The following is a 19,082-nucleotide window of genomic DNA, read 5'->3' as shown; positions in this document are numbered from 1 at the left end:
GCATCCTTAATTGGGAGGATAAACGTCTGTCGGTACGGGATCAGGCTAGGCGCTGATTGTGATGGTAATGTTTCAGGATATATTTTGAGATGCTTATCAACGCATTATCATGATTTTTTATGTTTGGTGACGTCGTGAACCTCACGCGGTAACCGAGGACAACAGTTTCTTATCTGGTTGCTTATATAGAAGAAAAAGACATAAAAAAGGTTCTAAAAAACAGAAAGGTGATTTGCTTTTTTTATCATTGACGCAAAGCTCATTTCTCTCTACTTTAAACAGACGATTATTTTTTAATATTTAATTGATTTATAAGTAATTAATCTAATTATAACAAAAATGACAGACATAAATAGCCCGGTTATTCCTCAACGCAAAAAGGCGATGGCGAGCCTCTCCCTGTTAAAAATGGCAAGTGAAACAGTCCTGTGGGATAGGTTCAACGTCAACTAATGCGAAATAATTTTACCCACGAGCCAATGTTTACCTACGAACAATAGTCTTACCCAAGAACAATGGTTTTACCTACGAATAATGGTTTCCCTACATCAAACAGACATACGTTTGCGTATGCCAATAAAATAGTCAGTAACAGCAGGAGTGAGTCAGGTAATGATTCGGTTAGAAAACGTGAGCGTTGATTTCCCCGCCGGTAAAGCAGCACAGTCCAGGGCGGTAAACAACGTCAACCTGACCATTCAACAGGGTGAAGTTTTTGGGATTGTCGGCACCAGCGGCGCAGGAAAAAGTACGCTGTTGCGGACGATCAATTTATTGCAGCGCCCAACAGAAGGGCGCGTGTTTCTGGGCGATACGCTGATTAGCAATGCGTCTGGCCGCGAACTGCGCCAGCATCGGCAGCGTATCGGGATGATATTCCAGCATTTTAATCTGATGCATACCCGCAATGTGTATGACAACGTGGCGTTCAGCCTGCGTGCTGCGGGGAAGGGTAAAGAAGAGATTGCCTCGCGCGTGCCGGAAATCTTGGCGCTGGTCGGGTTGCAGGACAAAGGGACCGCCTATCCGGCGCAGCTGAGCGGCGGACAGAAACAGCGTGTGGGCATCGCCCGTGCCATCGCCAACCATCCCGAAGTGCTGCTGTGTGATGAACCGACCTCGGCGCTGGATTTGGAAACGTCGGCGTCTATTCTGGCGCTCTTGAAAAGTATCAATGTCCGGTTAGGCATCACGATCGTGCTGATTTCCCATGAAATGAGCGTGATTAAAAGTATTTGTCAGCGCATGGCGGTGATGACGGGCGGAAATATTGTGGAAGAGGGCGACGTCTTTACGATCTTCTCTGCGCCGCAACACGCCTACACCAAACAGCTGGTTAGCCATACCAGCCCGGTCGAATTACCTGAACGCTTTAAGCAGAATAATAAAGGCGTTTTGCTGAAAATACTTTTCGCCGATGATTCGGTAGAACAACCGATATTATCCGACGTGGCGCAGCAGTTTCAGGTATCGGTCAATATTCTGCACGGCAATATTGAATACATTAACGATCGCGCGCTGGGGCATATTATCGCTCAGATTTCATACCGTGACGATCCGACAGCGGATAATTTAGCCGCTGCTATTGCTTATATTCGACAGAATACCTTTGGGGTGGAGGTCATCAATGACTGATTTAATCGGTGAATTAATCTTCGCCTTCGGTGAAACCTTCACGATGGTGTGTATTTCAACGCTCTGTGCGGTGATATTCGGCCTGCCGTTAGGTATCGCGATTTATGTGACCGATCGTCATTTATTCTGGCAGAACCGTTTTGTCTATCTGGTCTCGACCATTCTGGTGAATATCATCCGCTCGATCCCGTTTGTGATCCTGCTGGTGCTGCTGTTGCCATTAACGCAGCTGCTGCTGGGGAACACAATTGGACCAGTTGCGGCGGCGGTGCCGATGTCCGTCGCGGCGATTGCGTTTTATGCGCGTCTGGTGGATTCCGCGCTGCGTGAAGTCGATCCGGGCATAGTGGAAGCGGCGGAGGCCTTTGGTGCCAGCCCAACGCGTATCATCGGGACTGTGTTGTTGCCGGAAGCGCTGGCTGGATTGTTACGCGGCCTGACGATCACGCTGGTCAGCCTGATTGGCTACTCGGCGATGGCCGGGATTGTTGGCGGCGGCGGTGTCGGCGATCTGGCGATCCGCTTCGGCTATTACCGCTATGAAACCGAAGTGATGGTGGTGACCGTGATTGCGCTGGTGGTGTTGGTGCAGGTCGTGCAAACGCTGGGTGATATGTTATCGCGTCGGGCGAATAAGCGCGAACGCCGCTAAACCAAGACCGAATAGGGTATTCAGGGCAGCAGAGAGATGTCATGAAAATAGACAAAATTGTATTAAGAAAAATGAAAATGGCGCTGAAAACGCCATTTACGACCAGCTTTGCGACGCAGACGGAGAAACACTTCTCCATCGCGGAAGTCCACGCTGGCGGGCACATTGGTTACGGCGATTGCTCGGCAATTTCGCTGCCGTTTTATAACGAAGAAACCAACGTCACCGCTTGGCATATTATGCGTGACTTCCTGATCCCGATGATTAAGCAGGCCGGAGATATAGAGCATCCTTCACAGGTGCGCGATATTTTCGCCCCGGTAAAGCGTAATAACTGCGCTAAAGCGGCAATCGAAGGCGGTATTTGGGATGCTTACGCGAAGATAAAAGGCGTGCCGTTGCATCAATTACTGGGCGGCGTGCGAAATAACGTCGAAGCGGGTGTGAGTATTGGTATTCAGGAAACGCCTGATAAATTAGTCAGCGTGGTCGATAATTTCCTGAACGAAGGCTACAAGCGCATCAAAATAAAGATCAAACCGGGAAAAGATTACGACTATATTCTGGCGCTGCGTCAGGCATTTGGTGATATCACGCTGATGGTGGATGCCAATTCTGCCTACACGCTGGACGATATTGATTTCTTTAAGCGCATTGATCAATTCAATCTGCTGATGATCGAACAGCCGCTGGCGCACGACGACATTATCGACCACCGCAAACTTCAGGCGGCGGTAAATACCCCTATCTGTCTGGATGAAAGCATTGCGTCGGTAGAGGATGCGCGTAAGGCGATAGAGCTGGGCAGCGCCAAAATCATCAATATTAAAGTCGCGCGTGTCGGCGGCATTACCGAAACCAAGCTGATTCATGACTACTGTCAGGCGCACAATATTCCGGTGTGGTGCGGCGGTATGCTGGATACGGCGGTCGGTAAAGCGCACAACATCGCGGTATCTACGTTGCCGAACTTTATCTACGCGCACGATATCCCGCCGTCTTCCCGCTACTGGCATGAAGACTTCATGCTGCCGTTTGTCGAATTAGACAAAGACAGCTGCGTCGCAGTGCCAAATAAACCGGGAATCGGCTTCGAGATTAACCCTGAACTGTACGAAAAATATTGCTACGGACAGGAAACCTTTTTGTTTTAAATGATTATTGAATAAGCCTTTTTTAGTAAGGCATGTGAGCAGTAAAGCGTTATCCAACACCAGGGAATAACGTTATAAAAATAGAGAAAAATAATGAGCGATGTTGCATCGCGCGTAAGGGTATGGATTTAGGGAGAAACACGGTGATGAGGTTCCCGCAGGGATGCCTCGCACCGTGGTCGCTCCCGGTATCTCGATCTTAACCGTGGTGACAGACGCCCAACATAACGAGAATGCCGTTAGCAAAACGGCGAAGACTGACTAAATCGGACAGACAGGAACGCGACGATGCGATTGAAAAAACTCATTCCACTCATGCTGGCATTGGGCATCTCTCAGGCTTACGCAGCAGATTCAGGCAAAGAAATCACCATCGGCGTCTCGCCGGGGCCGTATGGCGACATGGTCACGAAAGCGATCAAGCCGGAAATGGTGAAAAAAGGCTACGAGGTAAAAGTGCGCGAATTCAGCGACTACATCCAGCCGAATCTGGCGCTGTCGAACAGCAGTATCGATGCCAACCTGTTTCAAAACCGCCGCTATCTTGATCGTTTCAGCGCGGATAAAGGGTTGAAACTGGCAGAAGTGATCACCGTGCCGACGGCCAGCATGGGCTTTTACTCCAACAAAGTACGCTCGTTGGATGAGCTGAAAGCAGGCGATATCGTAACGCTGCCAAACGATCCATCAAACCTGGCGCGTTCGCTGGATTTCCTGCAAAAATATGGCCTGATCAAGATCAATCCAGACATTACGCCGACGAAAGCCTCGCTGCGTGATATCACCGAAAACCCGAAAGGGCTGGTCTTTAAACCGCTGGAAGCAGCACAGCTACCGCGTGCTTTGGGCGGCGTAACGGGTTCGCTGATTAACGCCAACTTCGCGATTTCTGCTGGTCTGAACCTTTCTGACGCGATTCAACTGGATGTGCTGCCGGAAGATCTGAAAAACATGATCGTTGTACGTGCGGAAGATGCCGACAAACCGTTTGCTCAGGATCTGAAAGCCGCCGTTCAATCTCCGGAATTCGCGGCGTTCTTTGAGGACAAAAACTCCATGTTCCACGCGTTCCAGAAGCCTGAATGGATGAAGAAGTAATTCCCTTTCAAGCCGCCAGTGACCTATGCGCAATAGGTCACTGGCTTCCCCGCTGCAAACGGGTATTAACCCGCAAATCCCCTCTCAGGCAACATACCGTGTTAATTCAAAGATAAGAGAATTTAAAACATTGTAATTTTTTGTATAAATGCCATTCTTTGTAAGATTTATTGACATAACACAACGAGGGTTCGATGAAAAAAATACTTTCTACTGCCGTATTGGCGCTGGTACTGACGGGATGTGCTCAACAAACCTTTACAGTAAAGAATGAGTCTGTTGCAACACCTAAACAGGTGACCACGCATCACTTCTTCGTTTCTGGTATTGGTCAGAAGAAAACCATTGATGCTGCGGCGGTATGTGGCGGTTCTGACAAAGTTGTTCGCACCGAAACACAGCAGACCTTTGTTAATGGCCTGCTTGGGGTGGTAACGTTCGGTATTTATACGCCTAGAGAAGCCCGCGTTTATTGCTCGCTCTAAGCTAAAGCCTGTATTTAATAGAATATAAGGCTGTCTTACGATAAAGCCATCTCCTATCGAGATGGCTTTTTCATGTCGTTTATAGCCGTCATACTTCAAGTTGCCTAGGTCGTACCAACAGAGAGTTGCCTTGCTCCCCCAGTTCCCAGAACAGGCCGGTCATGATCGCTAACCCTTCGCGGGCGACAGATTTCAGCAGGTGTTCGTTGACCGCGTGCTGGCCGCATGCCGGATAGGAATGGGGGATCCACAGCGTCGGCAGGCCGAGGATATCGGCGAAAACGTCATTGGGTAGCGATCCGCCCAAATTCGGTAATAAAGCAGGCTGTTTGCCGCTGATGTGCTGCATCAGTGCCAGCGTCCAGTTCACTAGCGGATCTTCAGGGTTAAAGCGCGTCGCCGGAGAGGTATTAAGCACCTCAACCTCCACCTGCGTAAAGCCGTGCTGGTCGAGGTGTTGGCGCACATGTTGCGCCAGATGCTGCCAGTCGGTGCCAACCACAAAGCGCAATTGGCAAATCGCCGTCGCGTCGGCGGGAATCGCGTTCACCGGCTTGCTCGGGTTGCCGGTAATGAACGACAGCACTTCCAGCGTGTTCCAGCCAAATAGCCGTTCGGCAGGCGTGAGACCGTCTTCGCCCCAGTTTTCATCAATCGCCGGATCGTCCTCGCCACCAGCGGGGTCGATTGTGCTGAGGATTTCCCGCAACGCGGGCGTTAACGGCGGTGGCAGCAGGGCGTCGATCTTCATCCGTCCTTGTCCATCAACCAGACTCGCCACGGCGTTCGCCAGTTGGGTGCCCGGATTGCTTAGCAGGCCGCCCCAGTTGCCAGAGTGATAGGCCTGATCGCGTGCCTGGATGCGCAAACGGAAATTGATGCAGCCGCGAGAACCGAGGAACAGCGTCGGACGCTCTGCGCTGAGGCGCGGCCCGTCGGAGGCGATAAAGATATCAGCAGACAGCGCCTGCTTGTGTTGTTGGCACAGCTCGGCCAGCCCCGGTGAGCCAATTTCTTCCCCCATCTCGAACAGCAGTTTGCAGTTGAAGCCTAAACGCTGCCCACGAGCCTGAAATACCTGCTCCAGCGCCATCAGGTTGATGCTGTGTTGACCTTTGTTATCGGCGCTGCCGCGTCCGTACCAATGGTCACCTTCTTCCACCAATTCCCACGGTTTTAGCCCGTCGCGCCAGTTTTCTTCATCACCAAAAACCACGTCGCCGTGGCCGTAAGACAGCACGGTCGGCAGGCTGGGATCTTCAATGCGTTCGGCCAGCAGAAAAGGGGGATGGCGTTCATCTGGCGAGGTAATCAGCCTTACGCTGAACCCCATCGCCTGCAAGGCGGGCTGGATTTCGTCGGTCAGATAGCGGTTCAGCGCGGGATGGTTACCGGCTTTCTGGCTCTCGCTGGCATGGGCAATACGCCGGGCCAGCGTCTGTTTAAATTCTCCGCGATCGAAACGTTCACAGGCGATACGAATAAGGTCTGCGCTGGTCATGCCTTTCCTTGCTGGATAATGTGCCGAAGTTACCGATATTTAAAGAAAAAACGAGCTTTGCAACAATAATAAAAATTGCAATTAAGCTTTGCTTTTAATATAAACCTGCGAATCCCCCCGCGATGTCTGAAAGGAACGTTGCCATGCACAGCTCCGAGATTCGTTATTTTCTAGTGGTTGCCACCACCGGTTCGCTTAGCGCCGCTAGCCAGCACCTGTTTGTGGCCGTATCTGCGATCAGTCGCCAAATCCAGCGGCTGGAAGAGCGCATCGGCGTGCCGCTGTTCGAGCGTCATGCGCGCGGCATGGTGCTAAACGATGCGGGACGCATTCTGGAAAATCACGTGCGCAAGAGCATGATGGACATGGATGCTGCCGTGGCGGAGATTCAGGGGCTGAAAGCCAGTCGGCGGGCGCTGCTGCGTATCGGCTGCACGGAAGGGATGGCATTTGATCTGCTGCCGACGCTATTTGCACGTTTCCGCCAGCATGACCCGGATACCACCTTTGCGCTGAAAGTGGACTCGGCGATGCAGGTGTCCCAGATGATCCGCAATGGTGAGGTGGATATCGCGCTCCAGTTTGCGCTAGCGCCTGAGCAGGGCGTGAATGTGGAACTGGCGCTGCCTGCGCCGCTGATGCTGCTGATGTCTGACGATCATCCGCTGGCGCAGCAGTCTATTCAACTGGCGGATTTGCATCCTTTCCCGCTGGCCTTGCCGGAATCCTCGACCACGTTACGGCAGCTGTTTGACCTCTCATGCCGCATGAACGGCACCTTTCTGGAACCGACGCTGTGCTGCAACAACTTCACCACGCTTTATTACTATGCGATGAGCACGCCGGGGGCGGTCACCGCCTGTAGTTTCTATTCCGTCATGTACAAGTGCTTACAGCAACCGATGCGGCTGAAACCGCTGAATATTAAGCAGCTTGACCAGCGCTCGCTTCAAATCCAAACGCTGGCAGGCAAAGCGCACGCGCCACAGCAACAGGCTTTCCTTGATTTCATGATGGTGGAGCTGCGGCAGGGAGAGGCGTATTATTTGAGTCAGATCGCGGAAAGCTAAATATCCGCCTTCACTCCATCTCAATAATGTCGCGCTTTTGCTCGTCTTCTAGCTGGCGCAGAACGCGATACACCTGCGCTACCGCCTGAAGCGTTTCGCGCGGAATGTAGTGGCCTTCCGGCGTGGTGCGATACAGCGTGCGGGTCAGCCAGATGAAGCGAATCACCGGAATATCCGCTTTTTGCGCCAGTGCGATAAGCTCCCGCGCCGCGTTATCTTCACCCTTGAATAAAATGCGTGGCAATGGCGTTTTGCCGGGGCGATAGTAAAGCCCCACCGCATAGTGCGTTGGGTTAACCAGCAGCATATCGGCGTCTTCGACCTTGGCTTTGGGGCGCGGCGCGGCAGGTTCGTTCATCAGTTCGTGCGCCAGCGATTTACGGTGACCTTTCATATGCGGATCGCCTTCGGAATCCTTGTGCTCGTTGCGTAAATCCTCGTGGCTCATCCGCTGCTGCTTGAGAAAGAAATACTTTTGCAGGCCGAAATCCAGTGCGGACAACACCAGCAGTGCCGTCAGCGTGGTACGGGCAATGCGCATCAGCAGCGCTTTCACCCCTTGCCAGAAGCCGTGCAGATCGCCATAGGCTAATTCGACCAGTGCTTCCAGCTCCGGTACCACCACTTTATAAAAGACCGTTCCGATCACCACGGCTTTCAGGATATTGGTCAGCATTTCTACCAGCTTACGCATCGAAAACATCTGCTTGAACTGGTTGATCGGGTTCAGGCGGTTGAGATCGAGCTTCAGCGCTTCGGGCGCAAACAGCGGACCATATTGGAGCCAGCCGCCCACCACGCGCAGCAGCACGGCAATCGCGGCAGCTAACAGGCAGAGCGTGCCCGCCAGCACGGCGGCATCGTGAAACACCTCTTTCGCCACCTGCGCAAACGGGGCATCCAGCCGTTGCAGCGGCAGTTGTACCAGCGTTTGCAGTTTCCCCATCGTGCTGTCCGCCAGCGCCAGTACGCACTCCAGCAGGCCGACGCAGATCAGCAGCTTGGGCACATCCTGACTTTGCCCGACTTCCCCTTTACGGCGCGCATCTTCGAGCTTTTTCTCTGTGGGTTCTTCCGTTTTCTCGCTCATCGGTTCCGCCTTTAGCTATTCGATGCGGTAAAAAGCAGCGGGAGCAGGTGCTTGAGATCCGGTAGCCCCTGAAGTTTGTGGTCACCTAAATATTGCAGCACTGGCAGATAGATGATGAAAAACGCCATTCCCACCAGACACTTGGCCGGAATGGACAGGACGAACACCTGAAGCTGTGGACTATACAGGCTGAGTAGCGCAATGCTGAATTCCAACAGCAGCAGCAGCGCCACCAGCGGCCCGGCGTACACCACCAGATGGGTGAAAGTGTCGGCTAGCAGGCTGAGATACACCTCAAACCCTTGTTCTCCCGGCGCAGGTAGCCAGGACAGCACTGGCCAGATCTGGTAGCTGTCCCAAATCAACTGCGTCAGCCCTTTCAGGCCGATACCGATAATCAACAGCAGAATCAGCGTCTGTTTCAGCAGATGGCCGAGCGGCGTGGCGTCCGACCCCAGTGCGGGGTTGAGCTGTCCGCCCATGAGCGCACCGCGCTGGTTATCAAACAGGGCGCCGACGGATTCAAACAGCCAGAACGGCATCGCCAAAATCAACGCGATGAGGAGCCCGACAATAACTTCTTTCAGCAACAGGCCGGGCAGCATCGGCCAGGACAGCGGCGTCAGCAGAAGCTGCTGCTGCACGATGGGAGCGGGCAGCAGCGTCAGGGAAATCACCACGGCGTTGCGCGTCATGCCTTTCAGCACGTTGAGTGAAAAAACCGGCACCAGAATAAAGCAGGGATACAGTCGGGCGATGCCGAGCGTAATGGCGATGATAAAGTCGTAAACGTGCTGAATGGTGGCGATCATGCGGATTTATACTCCGGTGTGCGCAATCATGTTAAATGCGGTGATAGCCAACTGCATCAGCTCTACGCCAATCCAGCGCCCGCAAAGCGCCAGCGCCAGCCCGACAGAAATCAGTTTGACGGCAAAAGGCAGCGTCTGATCCTGTAACTGCATCACCGCCTGTAGCAGCGAAATCAGCACGCCGACGATCACCGCAACCAGCAGCGGCGGCGCAGAGAGCAGCACGACCATCACCATGGCCTGACGGAAAAGCGTAATTATTTCCATCGTGGCCTCACAGGTAGCTGTAGAACAGGCCGTCCAGCAGTCGCGTCCAGCCGTTGACCAGCACGAACAGCAACAGCTTTAACGGCAGCGAGAGCGTCATTGGCGCGACCATCTGCATCCCCAGCGCCAACAGCACGTTTGAGACGATGAGGTCGATGACGATAAACGGGATATAGATCAGGAAGCCGATTTTGAACCCGGCCTGTAGCTCCGACAGCACAAAAGCCGGAATCACCAGCAGCAGATTTTGTGTATTCACCTTTTCGGATAGCGACGCAGGCCACATTTGCAGGCTGTTCTCATGCAGGTGTGTGAGGATATCGGGGTCAACGTTGCGTGACATAAAGGCTTGCAGCGGCTCCAGCCCGTAGGTCACGCTGGCCTGAAGCGACGTGATATCGGTCATATCCAGCGGCTTTTCCTGCACGCGTTTGCTGATGTCCTGAAAGACGGGTGCCATCACAAACAGCGTCGCCGCAAGCGCGATGCCGTACAGCGCCATATTGGGCGGCACCTGTTGTACCCCGATGGCGTTGCGGGTGATCAGCAGCACAATCGCAATCTTCAGAAAGCAGGTGCAGACAATCATCATCAGCGGAATCAGGGAGAGGGCGCCCAGAAAGAGCGCAAACATCAACGGGTCGAATGCGCCGGAAGTCATGGTGCCAGCTCCGGTTCAGCGGCGTGTTCTTCATCTGCTATCGGCAGTATTGGCGTCGGTGCGGAAAAACGCTGGGTAATCTGTAGCCCCAGTCGGCCTTCCACATCGACCAGATCGCCGCTCGCGAGCGCTATATCACCGTGATACAGCCAGGCTTGCCCCAGAACCACGTCGCGCAGCGTCAGCACGCTACCGCTGGCGAGGCATTGCAATTCCGCCAGCGTCATCGTCAGGCTGCCGCAGCGAATATGTAAGGTGACCGGCAGCGGTGGTAAATTTTCAGTGACATTGTCACTCATTTGCGCGAATTCAAGCGCTGATGCCTCTGAGTGGGGATCGGCTAGCATCGTGTCAGTCGTGGATGGGGGCATTGAGACAGTCTCCATGTCGGTAACGGTAAAGGTGTAGGGGGCGAGCTCTGTGAGCTGCAACATGCCGCGTAGGTGCAGCGTGCCGGCTGATAGCGTTCCCTCGCCAGAGGGGGTAAACCACGGGCGATTGGGCAAAATAAGATCGCCCGTACGCAAACGGCGTAACGCGGACAGCGGCAGCACGGCATCAGCCAGCGTGAGCGGAATAGCGATAGTCATTCCTGCGGGTAGCGCGCGGCGCTGGCGCTGCCAGTCAGCACGGGAAAACAGCGCCAGCCAGACGGCGTCAGCAGCCTGCATCCGGCTGCGCACGGTCATGCCGTTCCAGCTCACGCTGAGCCAGACGCAGAGTGCCGCATCTTTGCCGTGTTGCTCTGCTGAATTCTGCTCTTTCTGAGAACGGTCCAGCGGATAGATTTCCCCGACCAGCGCCCGCAGCACGGGGTTAAGCGACTGGTTGTAGAGCGTCCAGTACCATTCCTGTGCCGCGTCATCGTCTTCTGTGAGAGGCAGCAGCGGGCAGTCCGACAACAGGCTGAGTACGGGAAACGGATTGATCAGTGAGATATCGCCGATGTCGCTACGCCAACTGCTGGCTTGCGCGGTGGACGATTCCTCGGCCTGTTCGCGTGCGTTCGCCAGTTGAAGATGCAGGCTGCCAGCTAATCCGTCGCGGATAAACGGCAACGCGAGCCCAGTGGCCAGCGTCGATCGGATACGGGCGTACTGCGCGCGCAGGGTCGGCAGCGTTAGCGGCCTGACGTATGCTGAATGGACGTCGGGTGAATTCGGGCTCATCGCTCATACTCTCTGGCGTCAAAACGCAGGTTTATCGGGCAGTCCAGTGCACTGGAGAGCGAATGACGGCAGGCTTCACGCCGATCTTTTAACTGGTGGTAGCTTTCCCGGCTGAAACGTAGCGAAATATCCCAGCCGCGCGGCACCAGCGCGGCTAACCGCGCATCAATATCGCCCAACTGCGGCAGCTGTAGGCTGAAGGCAAACGGCGGGGCGCAGATGTTGTCCATCGCCTCAATCAGCTCACATTGCAGCGGTTGCCACTGTGACGGTGTCACATGTTGTGGGCTGTCCGGTGCCTCACTTTGCAACGACTGCGGGGCATTGATGGGGCTGCCCGGCGCTAAGGCGACAGGTGATTCCTGATAGAACGCGTCTTCAAAGCCGTCCGAAAACGTGAAGGCTTCCCAGAAATCTCTATGTTGTGGATCGGGTTGTGGATTGTGTTGCGAATCGCCTGCGCGCGAGGACTTGCCGTGCAGCACCGCCTGCGCGTTCTGCGTCGCCTTGGATTCGGATGATGCAATCTGTCGGTTATTCATACGGGCTCCTGAGGTAACGTAAGCAGATATTCCAGTTTCTCCACCGCCTTCTGACATTGGCGGGTGGTATCTCGGGCGTGATCAACCTGACGCTGCTGGTCGTGGTGTTGCTGCTGTGTGGCCTGCACCCGCTGCGTTTCTGTCGCGATTTCGCCGAGTAAGCGCTGTTCGGCGGCAAGGTTTTTTTTCAGGTTTTCCAGCGTTTGGGATTGCCCCTGAGTTTCTCGGGCAAACTGGTCGCGCTGCGTCTGGCTGGCCTGTCGCAGCGCCTCGACCTGCTGCTGGTGATGGCGTTGCTGCTCCGCAATCCTTATCAGCTGTTGTTCTTCCTGCCGCTGCTGACGCTCGCTGCGGCTTAAGCGCTGGCGGCGTATCGGCATCAGCAGGTTCAATACGGTCTGTAATTCGGCATCGCGTTCGGTGTTATGGGGCATAGCGGCTGACTCCGGCGAGCTGTTGTTGAATCACGCCATATGGCATGGGTTCACGCATCGACTGACGCAGAAACTGGGTGATTTCTGCCTGGGCGTTGACCGCAGAATCGGTCAGCACGTCATGGCCGGGCTGGTATTCTCCGAGGCGGATCAGCATCTCGACCTGCTTGTACGCTGCCATCAGACGCCGTACGCCGCCCGCGTTGCGGGTGTGATCGGTATCCACGACGTTGCTCATGGTGCGGCTCAGGCTGGCCAGCACGTCGATAGCCGGATAGTGCCCCTGTTCCGCCAGCCGTCGGGCGAGCACGATGTGTCCGTCAATCAGCGAACGCACTTCGTCGGCGACCGGATCGTTCATAGAATCCTGTTCGATCAGTACGGAATAGAGCGCGGTGATGGCGCCGTCTTCCGTTTGCCCGGCGCGTTCAACCAAGCGCGGCAGCAGCGTATAGACCGACGGCGGCAGCCCGCCGCGCCCCTGTGGCTCCCCGAGCGCCAACCCGATTTCACGCTGGGCGCGGGCGAAACGCGTCAGAGAATCAATAATCAGCAGCACCTGACGGCCTTCGGCACGGTAAGCCTCGGCGATGGCGGTGGCGGTGAACGCCGCGCGGGCGCGCTCCATGCTGCTGCGGTCAGAGGTGGAACACACCAGCACGGTGCGGCTGCGTAGTTCATCGTCCAGTTCGTGATCGAGAAATTCGCGCAGCTCACGGCCGCGTTCGCCAATCAACCCGAAAACGATGGCGTCGCACGGCGTATTACGCGCCAGCTCGGCCAGCAGAGTGGTTTTGCCGCACCCCGCACCGGCGAAAATGCCGACACGCTGCCCCTGACCGATGGTCAGCAGGCCATCGACGGCGCGTAGTCCGGTGGGGAGCGGCTGGCTGATGCGCGGTCGTGAGGTTGGCGGTGGCGCATCGCCCAGCACTGGCTGCGTGCGGCCTGCGGCATGACCGGGTTCGACAAACGCGCTCTCGCCGCCGTCCTCCAGCGCCCGACCAAATCCGTCCAGCACGCTGCCCAGTAAACGTTCCGACACCTGAATGCAGTGCGGCTGATACAGCGGCGTCACGGCGGCCCCCTGTGCGATGCCGTCCAGCGCCCCGAGCGCGGAGAGAAAGGTGTTGTCTGGGCTAAATCCCACAACTTCGGCCATCATCTGGCTGTCGTCCTGACGGGCCACCCAGCACAGATCGCCAATGCGCGCCTGCGGCAGGCTGCATTCCAGCAGGATGCCGCTGACGGCCATGACGCGGCCTTTTTTCTCCACCGGCGCATAGGCTGCCAGATGCTGGCGCTGCTGCGTGACCCACTGGTCGAGCAGCGGAAAAGAAGAAGGTTGTGTCTGCATTACCAGTTCACCGTTATCTGTTGTCTGCCGCTGAATTCAATCTGGTGCTCGTCAATTCTCACCAGACGCAGGTTGTCGATCTCATCGCCGATGAAAAAGCGCTGACCGTCCGCCGTGACGACATTGGCGCGCGACCCACTGGTCACCTGAACGATCTGAAACGGCAGTTGCTCCGTTTTCAGCTGCGTGCGGTTATCCACGGATAGCGCGGTTCTATAACGTTGGTGGAGTTGGGCGAGCATCCGTTCCAGCTTTTTTTGATCGTCCGGCGATAATTGTCCGGTGAGCGTGATGCGATCCTGATAGGCCGCCACTTTCACGGCCGTGCTCAGCTCCCGTTCCTGCAACATAATGCGCAGCGTGCTCTCCAGCTGTGGCAAGGTGCCGAGCGGTTTGCGGGTATCTTGCGGCGACGGGGCGGCAGGCATCGCGACGCTCTCCTGTAGCTGCCAACTGCCCACCATCACCAGCAGCAACGCGCCAAGCAGCAGGTAGCTGGCTTTGGCCCACAGCGGCAGGCGCGGAGCGGGGGCAGGCGTAGGAATCGGCGCAGCGGTATGAACTGGCGGTTGATCGGCAGGCATATCCGCAGGGGGAACGTCCTCTTCCACAGTCAAAGGCGTTTCACTGTCGTCAGGCCAGGGCGTATCGGCGGCTACAACGCAGAGCCAAATCTGCCCCAGCGCAAACGGCGTACCGGGCGGTAGAACGTCAATCTGCTCGACGGTATGGCCTTCCGCATTGCACAGCGCGCCATCCTGTGCGCTGAGCGCCCAGCCGTCAGCGGTCTTCTCCAACTGGCCGTGATATGGTGCAATGCCGGGATCGTAAAGCACGAGATCGGCATCATCGGCCGCACCGATGCGCCAGGCGTTTCCGCAGAGCGGCAGCGCCGCACCGCGATGTAAACCAGTCAGCACGCGTAATTCAAACATGGTGTGTTCCTATGCGCTAAAGGGGTCGGGGGAGTCGTAAAGATCGAGACGTCCAATGACGTTGATCGATAGAGTGGATTCCAGTTCGGTGAAGGACAGCACCGGAACGTGGTGAAATTCGTCCTGCAACAGCGTGCGCAGCGGGCTGCGTAAATCCTGCGCCACTAGCACCAGACTGCGATGCGATGAGAGCGGCGGAAACGCCTGCCGCAGTTGGCCGAGCAGCGTGGCGGCGTAATCCTGCGTCAGGGCGAAGAAGGTTTCGTTCTGCGTCTGACGCAGCGCATCGCGCAGCAGCTCTTCGCTTTCCGGCGTCAGCAGCCAAACGGCGAGGTTGTTTTCGTCGCTGTACTGGTGGCAAATTTGTGATTTGAGCGCCAGACGTACATAGTCGGTCAGCGCCAGCGTGTCCCGTTCGTGCTGGCCGACTTCAATCAGCGCTTCGGCGATGGGGCGCACCGACCGCAGCGGCACGCGTTCGGAAGCCAGCCGTTGCAGCACGCTGGCAAAACGCGAGAGCGGCATGATGCGCTGAAGTTCCTGCGCTAACTCCGGCTGCTCACTCTCCAGCCAGGCCAGAATGGATTTGGTTTCCTGCAAGCCGATGAACTGTGAGCCGGTGCGATGAATAGCCTGTTCCATGCGCGCCAGAATCAGCTCATCCGCGCTCCAGCGCGGCACGTCGTCCGGCTGCTGCGCGACATGTGCCAGCGGTAGCCAGAGCCACTGGCTTTCATCCCGCAGCGTAGGGCCGGGTGTGGCAAGATCAACATCAGTCGGTTCGATTGCACCGCTGGCAACGGCGAGCCGATCGGTGACAAATGTGGCTTTCACATAGGGAATTTCGTAGACGCAAAATTGAAATTCATCTTCCGCTAGCCGATCGCTGAATTCGATATCAAAGGACGGCAGCGTAAAGCCGAAGCGATAGACCAGTTTGTTACGCAGGCGGCGAATATTCTGTACCAGTGCCGTCGCCGTTGGCTGCCCTTGCCAGACCGGATGAAACAGCAGCAAATAGGCGCGCGTGGGGTTAAAACGCCGTAGGTCCTGATAGCCGTTCTGTTCCGCGGGCATGTTGTCCGCTTCCAACTGACTGGCATCTAACTGACCCTGTTGTTTGATACGCCAGAGCTGAAACAGACCGCTGCCGAGCGATGCCAGGCTGATAGTGACAAACACCAGCGTCGGCATCCCCGGCAGCAGCGCAAAACCAAACATGCCGATGGAAGAGATGATCCACGCTTTGGGCTGGCTGGTGAGCTGTTCGGCAATTTCACGGCCAATATTGGCATCCACTTTTTGCCCGTCGGCTGAGACGCGCGTGATGATCATCCCGGCGGTCAGTGAGATCAGCAGGGCGGGAATCTGGGCGATCAGCCCGTCGCCGATGGTCAATACCGAGTAGACGTGCATCGCATCGGAGGCGGCCATGTTGTGCTGCAGCACGCCGATGGCGAAACCGCCGATCATGTTGATGAACACGATCACCAGCGACGCAATGGCATCGCCTTTAACGAACTTCATCGCGCCGTCCATCGCCCCGAACAGCTGACTTTCTTTCGCCAGATTTTCCCGTCGCTGCCGTGCCTGATGGGCTTCGATTAATCCGGCACGCAGATCGCTGTCGATGGACATCTGTTTACCGGGCATCGCATCGAGCGTGAAGCGTGCCGCCACCTCGGCCACGCGCTCGGAGCCTTTGGTGATCACCAGAAAGTTCACCACCGTCAGGATCAGGAAAATAACCAGACCGACTGCCAGATTCCCGCCCACCACGTAGTTACCGAAGGCTTCAACGATATGGCCGCCGTCCTGCTGGAGCAGAATCTGACGCGTGGTGGAAATGGATATCGCCAATCGAAACATGGTGGTCAGCAGCAGCACCGCCGGAAACGTCGAAAAGGCCAGCGGTTTGGGCAGATACATCGCCAGCACGATCAGCAGGGAAGAGACGCAGATATTGAGCGCGATCAGCACATCGATCAGCCCGGTGGGCAGCGGAATGATCATCATGAAGACGATGGACATCACGATGACCGCGCCAACCACCTCCGAGCGCTGCATCGCGCTCAGCGCAATGCGGTTCAGCCAGATAATCAACAGATTCATGGCTGCCCCTTATCCGAGTCGCGCGCATCCTGCTTTTGCCGCGATGCGGGATCACGCTGGGTCAGGTCATCATGCTGAGTACTTTTGGCCTGCTGTTTCTCATATTGAGCAATATCGCCAATCATGCCGCGTATCAGCTGGAGCGCCGTTTGCCGGTTTTTACTGTCGCGCCACAGGGGATGCGGCAGGTCGCTAACGAGCGGCAGCAGGGCGCTGAAAAACATCGCCTGATGCTGTACCTGCGTACCGGCGACTTCCCGACCGAGATTATGCAGATCGCGGGCATAGGCACCGTTGGCGCTCAGGCCGATCAGGCGGCGGGTTAGCTCCACGGCACCGAGCGTAAAGGCAGGCACTTTGTTCGCTAACCGAGTAAGCAGCGTCTGGCTGGATGACAGCGTATGGCTCAGGTGGCGAGAATCGTTGAGGTTGCTCAGCATCTTGCTGAGAACGGCTTTCGAAATCGACGGCGTCAGCGAGGCGATATCCGCCGCCAGCGCGCGCTGCAACGTGCGCAGCCCAATGGAAAACGTTGCGGCATCAAAGCGTTCCAGCAGGGAATCCAACAGCGCGCTGGCCGACTGCTGATGCACGATTTTCTGGTAATACAGATCGCGCATCGCCTGTTTTTGTTCCGGCTGAGTGCTGAACAGCGCAATGGCCGTTGCTGTGTTCAGACCGGCCCGAACTTCCGGCCCTTTCTCCTGATGCAGCTGCTGTAGCGCACTTTCTGCCGCCGCGGTCAGCTCAGGCTGTTGGGGAGACTGCTGCTGGATGTGGCGCAGCAGAATATCACCGCGCGCCGGATCGTTGCCCGCGGCTTCCAGCACCGCCTCAAGAGACGGTGAGCCTTGCTGCATCAGCAGATCGCGCATCCGACTCAACTGCTGATCGAGCGTACTTTGCGACGGATTTTCCAGCATCCTGAACAGTTCGGTCAGTTTCTCAATCCGCTCGACATTGGCGGTGGCGCGCGCGTCCGGCTGCTGGGCGATGTGGCGTCGGTTCAGCGATTTGCTTCTGCGTTCGGCCTGCTCGCCAAACGCCATTGCCACTTCCTCCATTGAGGTGGAGAGCGGCGAACCGGGAGGCGCGTGGTGCGAACTCGTCTGCTGCACCGCAGCCTGTGGCGCGGGATCGTCATCCACCACGACAGGACGCGGCAGGGCGCTGCTAGAGGGAAGAACCGTCGGCATTTTGATCATGATGTCATCCTGAATAAATCGGCTACGTGTCGTGGTGCGAACGTGCAGCGGTATGAATGTATTGCTGTGTGGACGCAGAAAAGAATGGGTTCCCCGATGTGAAGTCATCGGAGCAGGCCGAATTTGATGGCGGATTGGATTAAATGCCGTTCTACTGATTGCAATAACTTGCAATTTCACGCCGCTGGCGTTGGCAATAAGTGGCGTGATAAAAAGCAAAGTGAAAAATAACTGATTAAAAATCAGTGTGATAAAAATTTTTTCGGGCTGGCACAAGGCTTGCTCTTCCGTTTTTGCCAATGAGGCACAACAACGGAGAGTCAGCCAATGGAAATGTCTACCCTGAAACACATCGAACAGACCCCTTCGCTTTACCCAGCGTTATCTGTCGATTGGGAACAGGTGTTTCGTCAACACGGAAAGAAATTGCATAACTTTATCCGCAAGCGCGTCAGCAACCATGACGACGTGGAGGATTTACAGCAAATGACCTATCTGGAAGTGCTCAAACATCAGGATAAATTTGCGGGAGCATCGCGGCCGGAGACGTGGGTATTCGGTATTGCCCTCAACCTGGTTCGCAATTATTTCAAGCAGGCACGCCAGCGCGCTCAGGAAATGGGCGATGAGATGCTGGAACATATCGCGATAGATCTCGATCCCGGCGCTATCACCGAAAGTCAGCGGTCCTTGAAACGCGCGATGGATGCCATCGTCTCACTGCCTGAAGATACCCGTCAGATGCTGATGCAATTGCTGGATACCGATGCCAGCTATCAGGATCTCGCGTTGCAGTTGGAGATCCCGATCGGTACGGTGCGGTCGCGGCTGTCTCGTGCCCGAGGGGTGATCCGTCAGGCCGTTGAATCCTGACGGCATTTCACGGGACGAAAGGACGCGCCT

The 19,082-nt window shown here is 55.9% G+C and carries 19 protein-coding genes; 7 read left to right on the top strand and 12 right to left on the bottom strand.

Annotation, left to right across the window (positions count from 1 at the left end):
* Positions 1-612 precede the first annotated feature (612 nt).
* The 5 genes from BJJ97_RS16785 to BJJ97_RS16765 all read left to right on the top strand — a co-directional run bounded on the left by BJJ97_RS16785 (position 613) and on the right by BJJ97_RS16765 (position 5,024).
* Positions 613-1,635 (top strand): methionine ABC transporter ATP-binding protein, encoded by a 1,023-nt coding sequence (locus tag BJJ97_RS16785; RefSeq protein WP_095994691.1) that lies wholly within the window; start codon positions 613-615, stop codon positions 1,633-1,635.
* On the top strand, positions 1,628-2,287 hold the full coding sequence (locus BJJ97_RS16780) for a methionine ABC transporter permease (RefSeq protein ID WP_039480020.1): 660 nt from the start codon (positions 1,628-1,630) through the stop codon (positions 2,285-2,287). Before BJJ97_RS16785 ends, BJJ97_RS16780 begins: the two co-directional genes overlap by 8 nt.
* Positions 2,288-2,328: 41 nt before the next feature.
* Positions 2,329-3,441, top strand: coding sequence for an o-succinylbenzoate synthase (gene menC / locus BJJ97_RS16775; protein ID WP_095994690.1), 1,113 nt, complete (start codon positions 2,329-2,331; stop codon positions 3,439-3,441).
* 288 nt (positions 3,442-3,729) lie between these two features.
* The gene (locus BJJ97_RS16770; RefSeq protein WP_095994689.1) at positions 3,730-4,539 is read left to right on the top strand and encodes a MetQ/NlpA family ABC transporter substrate-binding protein; all 810 of its coding nucleotides are present in this window, start codon (positions 3,730-3,732) and stop codon (positions 4,537-4,539) included.
* Between the two features lie 194 nt (positions 4,540-4,733).
* Positions 4,734-5,024 carry a Bor/Iss family lipoprotein gene (locus tag BJJ97_RS16765; RefSeq protein WP_095994688.1) on the top strand — a complete coding sequence of 97 codons (291 nt, stop codon included), beginning with the start codon at positions 4,734-4,736 and terminating at the stop codon, positions 5,022-5,024.
* 88 nt (positions 5,025-5,112) lie between these two features.
* On the opposite strand, the gene BJJ97_RS16760 is transcribed toward BJJ97_RS16765, so the two are convergent.
* Positions 5,113-6,525 (bottom strand): M20 family metallopeptidase, encoded by a 1,413-nt coding sequence (locus tag BJJ97_RS16760; protein WP_095994687.1) that lies wholly within the window; start codon positions 6,523-6,525, stop codon positions 5,113-5,115.
* A gap of 143 nt (positions 6,526-6,668) precedes the next feature.
* Between BJJ97_RS16760 and BJJ97_RS16755 the strand changes: the two genes are divergently transcribed.
* Positions 6,669-7,595 carry a LysR family transcriptional regulator gene (locus BJJ97_RS16755; protein ID WP_095994686.1) on the top strand — a complete coding sequence of 309 codons (927 nt, stop codon included), beginning with the start codon at positions 6,669-6,671 and terminating at the stop codon, positions 7,593-7,595.
* 10 nt (positions 7,596-7,605) lie between these two features.
* On the opposite strand, the gene sctU is transcribed toward BJJ97_RS16755, so the two are convergent.
* Genes sctU through sctW form a run of 11 tightly spaced genes read right to left on the bottom strand, consistent with a single transcriptional unit; the run spans position 7,606 to position 18,179 of the window.
* Positions 7,606-8,685: a type III secretion system export apparatus subunit SctU gene (gene sctU / locus BJJ97_RS16750; protein WP_095994685.1), complete on the bottom strand. Its 1,080-nt coding sequence runs from the start codon at positions 8,683-8,685 to the stop codon at positions 7,606-7,608.
* Positions 8,686-8,696: 11 nt separating this feature from the next.
* On the bottom strand, positions 8,697-9,497 hold the full coding sequence (gene sctT / locus BJJ97_RS16745; protein ID WP_095994684.1) for a type III secretion system export apparatus subunit SctT: 801 nt from the start codon (positions 9,495-9,497) through the stop codon (positions 8,697-8,699).
* A 6-nt stretch (positions 9,498-9,503) separates the two neighbouring features.
* Positions 9,504-9,764 carry a type III secretion system export apparatus subunit SctS gene (sctS, locus tag BJJ97_RS16740; RefSeq protein ID WP_010302163.1) on the bottom strand — a complete coding sequence of 87 codons (261 nt, stop codon included), beginning with the start codon at positions 9,762-9,764 and terminating at the stop codon, positions 9,504-9,506.
* A 7-nt stretch (positions 9,765-9,771) separates the two neighbouring features.
* Entirely contained in the window at positions 9,772-10,425 is a 654-nt protein-coding gene (gene sctR / locus BJJ97_RS16735; protein ID WP_095994683.1) for a type III secretion system export apparatus subunit SctR, read from the bottom strand.
* Positions 10,422-11,594, bottom strand: coding sequence for a type III secretion system cytoplasmic ring protein SctQ (gene sctQ / locus BJJ97_RS16730; protein WP_095994682.1), 1,173 nt, complete (start codon positions 11,592-11,594; stop codon positions 10,422-10,424). Before sctQ ends, sctR begins: the two co-directional genes overlap by 4 nt.
* Entirely contained in the window at positions 11,591-12,136 is a 546-nt protein-coding gene (locus BJJ97_RS16725; protein ID WP_095994681.1) for a type III secretion system HrpP C-terminal domain-containing protein, read from the bottom strand. The genes sctQ and BJJ97_RS16725 overlap by 4 nt, the downstream gene beginning before the upstream one ends.
* Positions 12,133-12,570, bottom strand: a complete 438-nt coding sequence (locus tag BJJ97_RS16720) for a type III secretion protein (protein ID WP_095994680.1) — start codon at positions 12,568-12,570, stop codon at positions 12,133-12,135. The genes BJJ97_RS16725 and BJJ97_RS16720 overlap by 4 nt, the downstream gene beginning before the upstream one ends.
* Positions 12,560-13,927 (bottom strand): type III secretion system ATPase SctN, encoded by a 1,368-nt coding sequence (gene sctN, locus BJJ97_RS16715; protein WP_095994679.1) that lies wholly within the window; start codon positions 13,925-13,927, stop codon positions 12,560-12,562. Before sctN ends, BJJ97_RS16720 begins: the two co-directional genes overlap by 11 nt.
* Entirely contained in the window at positions 13,927-14,862 is a 936-nt protein-coding gene (locus tag BJJ97_RS16710; protein WP_095994678.1) for an FHA domain-containing protein, read from the bottom strand. Before BJJ97_RS16710 ends, sctN begins: the two co-directional genes overlap by 1 nt.
* 9 nt (positions 14,863-14,871) lie before the next feature.
* Positions 14,872-16,974 (bottom strand): type III secretion system export apparatus subunit SctV, encoded by a 2,103-nt coding sequence (gene sctV / locus BJJ97_RS16705; RefSeq protein ID WP_095994677.1) that lies wholly within the window; start codon positions 16,972-16,974, stop codon positions 14,872-14,874.
* Positions 16,971-18,179 carry a type III secretion system gatekeeper subunit SctW gene (gene sctW / locus BJJ97_RS16700; protein ID WP_095995390.1) on the bottom strand — a complete coding sequence of 403 codons (1,209 nt, stop codon included), beginning with the start codon at positions 18,177-18,179 and terminating at the stop codon, positions 16,971-16,973. Before sctW ends, sctV begins: the two co-directional genes overlap by 4 nt.
* 327 nt (positions 18,180-18,506) lie before the next feature.
* On the opposite strand from sctW, the gene BJJ97_RS16695 reads away from it, so the two are divergent.
* Positions 18,507-19,052, top strand: coding sequence for an RNA polymerase sigma factor (locus BJJ97_RS16695; protein ID WP_095994676.1), 546 nt, complete (start codon positions 18,507-18,509; stop codon positions 19,050-19,052).
* The last annotated feature ends 30 nt before the right edge of the window (positions 19,053-19,082 follow it).

The organism is Pectobacterium polaris (genome assembly GCF_002307355.1).
GTDB classification, from domain to species: Bacteria; Pseudomonadota; Gammaproteobacteria; order Enterobacterales; family Enterobacteriaceae; genus Pectobacterium; species Pectobacterium polare.
Note: the sequence above shows the minus strand (reverse complement) of the source record. Positions and strands in the feature narration are given on the sequence as shown.

What these genes read in the sequence shown, in the direction of transcription:
- BJJ97_RS16785 (WP_095994691.1), top strand. Translation starts at nt 613, where the DNA reads ATGATTCGGTTAGAAAACGTGAGCGTTGATTTCCCCGCCGGTAAAGCA.
- BJJ97_RS16780 (WP_039480020.1), top strand. Translation starts at nt 1,628, where the DNA reads ATGACTGATTTAATCGGTGAATTAATCTTCGCCTTCGGTGAAACCTTC.
- menC (WP_095994690.1), top strand. Translation starts at nt 2,329, where the DNA reads ATGAAAATAGACAAAATTGTATTAAGAAAAATGAAAATGGCGCTGAAA.
- BJJ97_RS16770 (WP_095994689.1), top strand. Translation starts at nt 3,730, where the DNA reads ATGCGATTGAAAAAACTCATTCCACTCATGCTGGCATTGGGCATCTCT.
- BJJ97_RS16765 (WP_095994688.1), top strand. Translation starts at nt 4,734, where the DNA reads ATGAAAAAAATACTTTCTACTGCCGTATTGGCGCTGGTACTGACGGGA.
- BJJ97_RS16760 (WP_095994687.1), bottom strand. Translation starts at nt 6,525, where the DNA reads ATGACCAGCGCAGACCTTATTCGTATCGCCTGTGAACGTTTCGATCGC.
- BJJ97_RS16755 (WP_095994686.1), top strand. Translation starts at nt 6,669, where the DNA reads ATGCACAGCTCCGAGATTCGTTATTTTCTAGTGGTTGCCACCACCGGT.
- sctU (WP_095994685.1), bottom strand. Translation starts at nt 8,685, where the DNA reads ATGAGCGAGAAAACGGAAGAACCCACAGAGAAAAAGCTCGAAGATGCG.
- sctT (WP_095994684.1), bottom strand. Translation starts at nt 9,497, where the DNA reads ATGATCGCCACCATTCAGCACGTTTACGACTTTATCATCGCCATTACG.
- sctS (WP_010302163.1), bottom strand. Translation starts at nt 9,764, where the DNA reads ATGGAAATAATTACGCTTTTCCGTCAGGCCATGGTGATGGTCGTGCTG.
- sctR (WP_095994683.1), bottom strand. Translation starts at nt 10,425, where the DNA reads ATGACTTCCGGCGCATTCGACCCGTTGATGTTTGCGCTCTTTCTGGGC.
- sctQ (WP_095994682.1), bottom strand. Translation starts at nt 11,594, where the DNA reads ATGAGCCCGAATTCACCCGACGTCCATTCAGCATACGTCAGGCCGCTA.
- BJJ97_RS16725 (WP_095994681.1), bottom strand. Translation starts at nt 12,136, where the DNA reads ATGAATAACCGACAGATTGCATCATCCGAATCCAAGGCGACGCAGAAC.
- BJJ97_RS16720 (WP_095994680.1), bottom strand. Translation starts at nt 12,570, where the DNA reads ATGCCCCATAACACCGAACGCGATGCCGAATTACAGACCGTATTGAAC.
- sctN (WP_095994679.1), bottom strand. Translation starts at nt 13,927, where the DNA reads ATGCAGACACAACCTTCTTCTTTTCCGCTGCTCGACCAGTGGGTCACG.
- BJJ97_RS16710 (WP_095994678.1), bottom strand. Translation starts at nt 14,862, where the DNA reads ATGTTTGAATTACGCGTGCTGACTGGTTTACATCGCGGTGCGGCGCTG.
- sctV (WP_095994677.1), bottom strand. Translation starts at nt 16,974, where the DNA reads ATGAATCTGTTGATTATCTGGCTGAACCGCATTGCGCTGAGCGCGATG.
- sctW (WP_095995390.1), bottom strand. Translation starts at nt 18,179, where the DNA reads ATGATCAAAATGCCGACGGTTCTTCCCTCTAGCAGCGCCCTGCCGCGT.
- BJJ97_RS16695 (WP_095994676.1), top strand. Translation starts at nt 18,507, where the DNA reads ATGGAAATGTCTACCCTGAAACACATCGAACAGACCCCTTCGCTTTAC.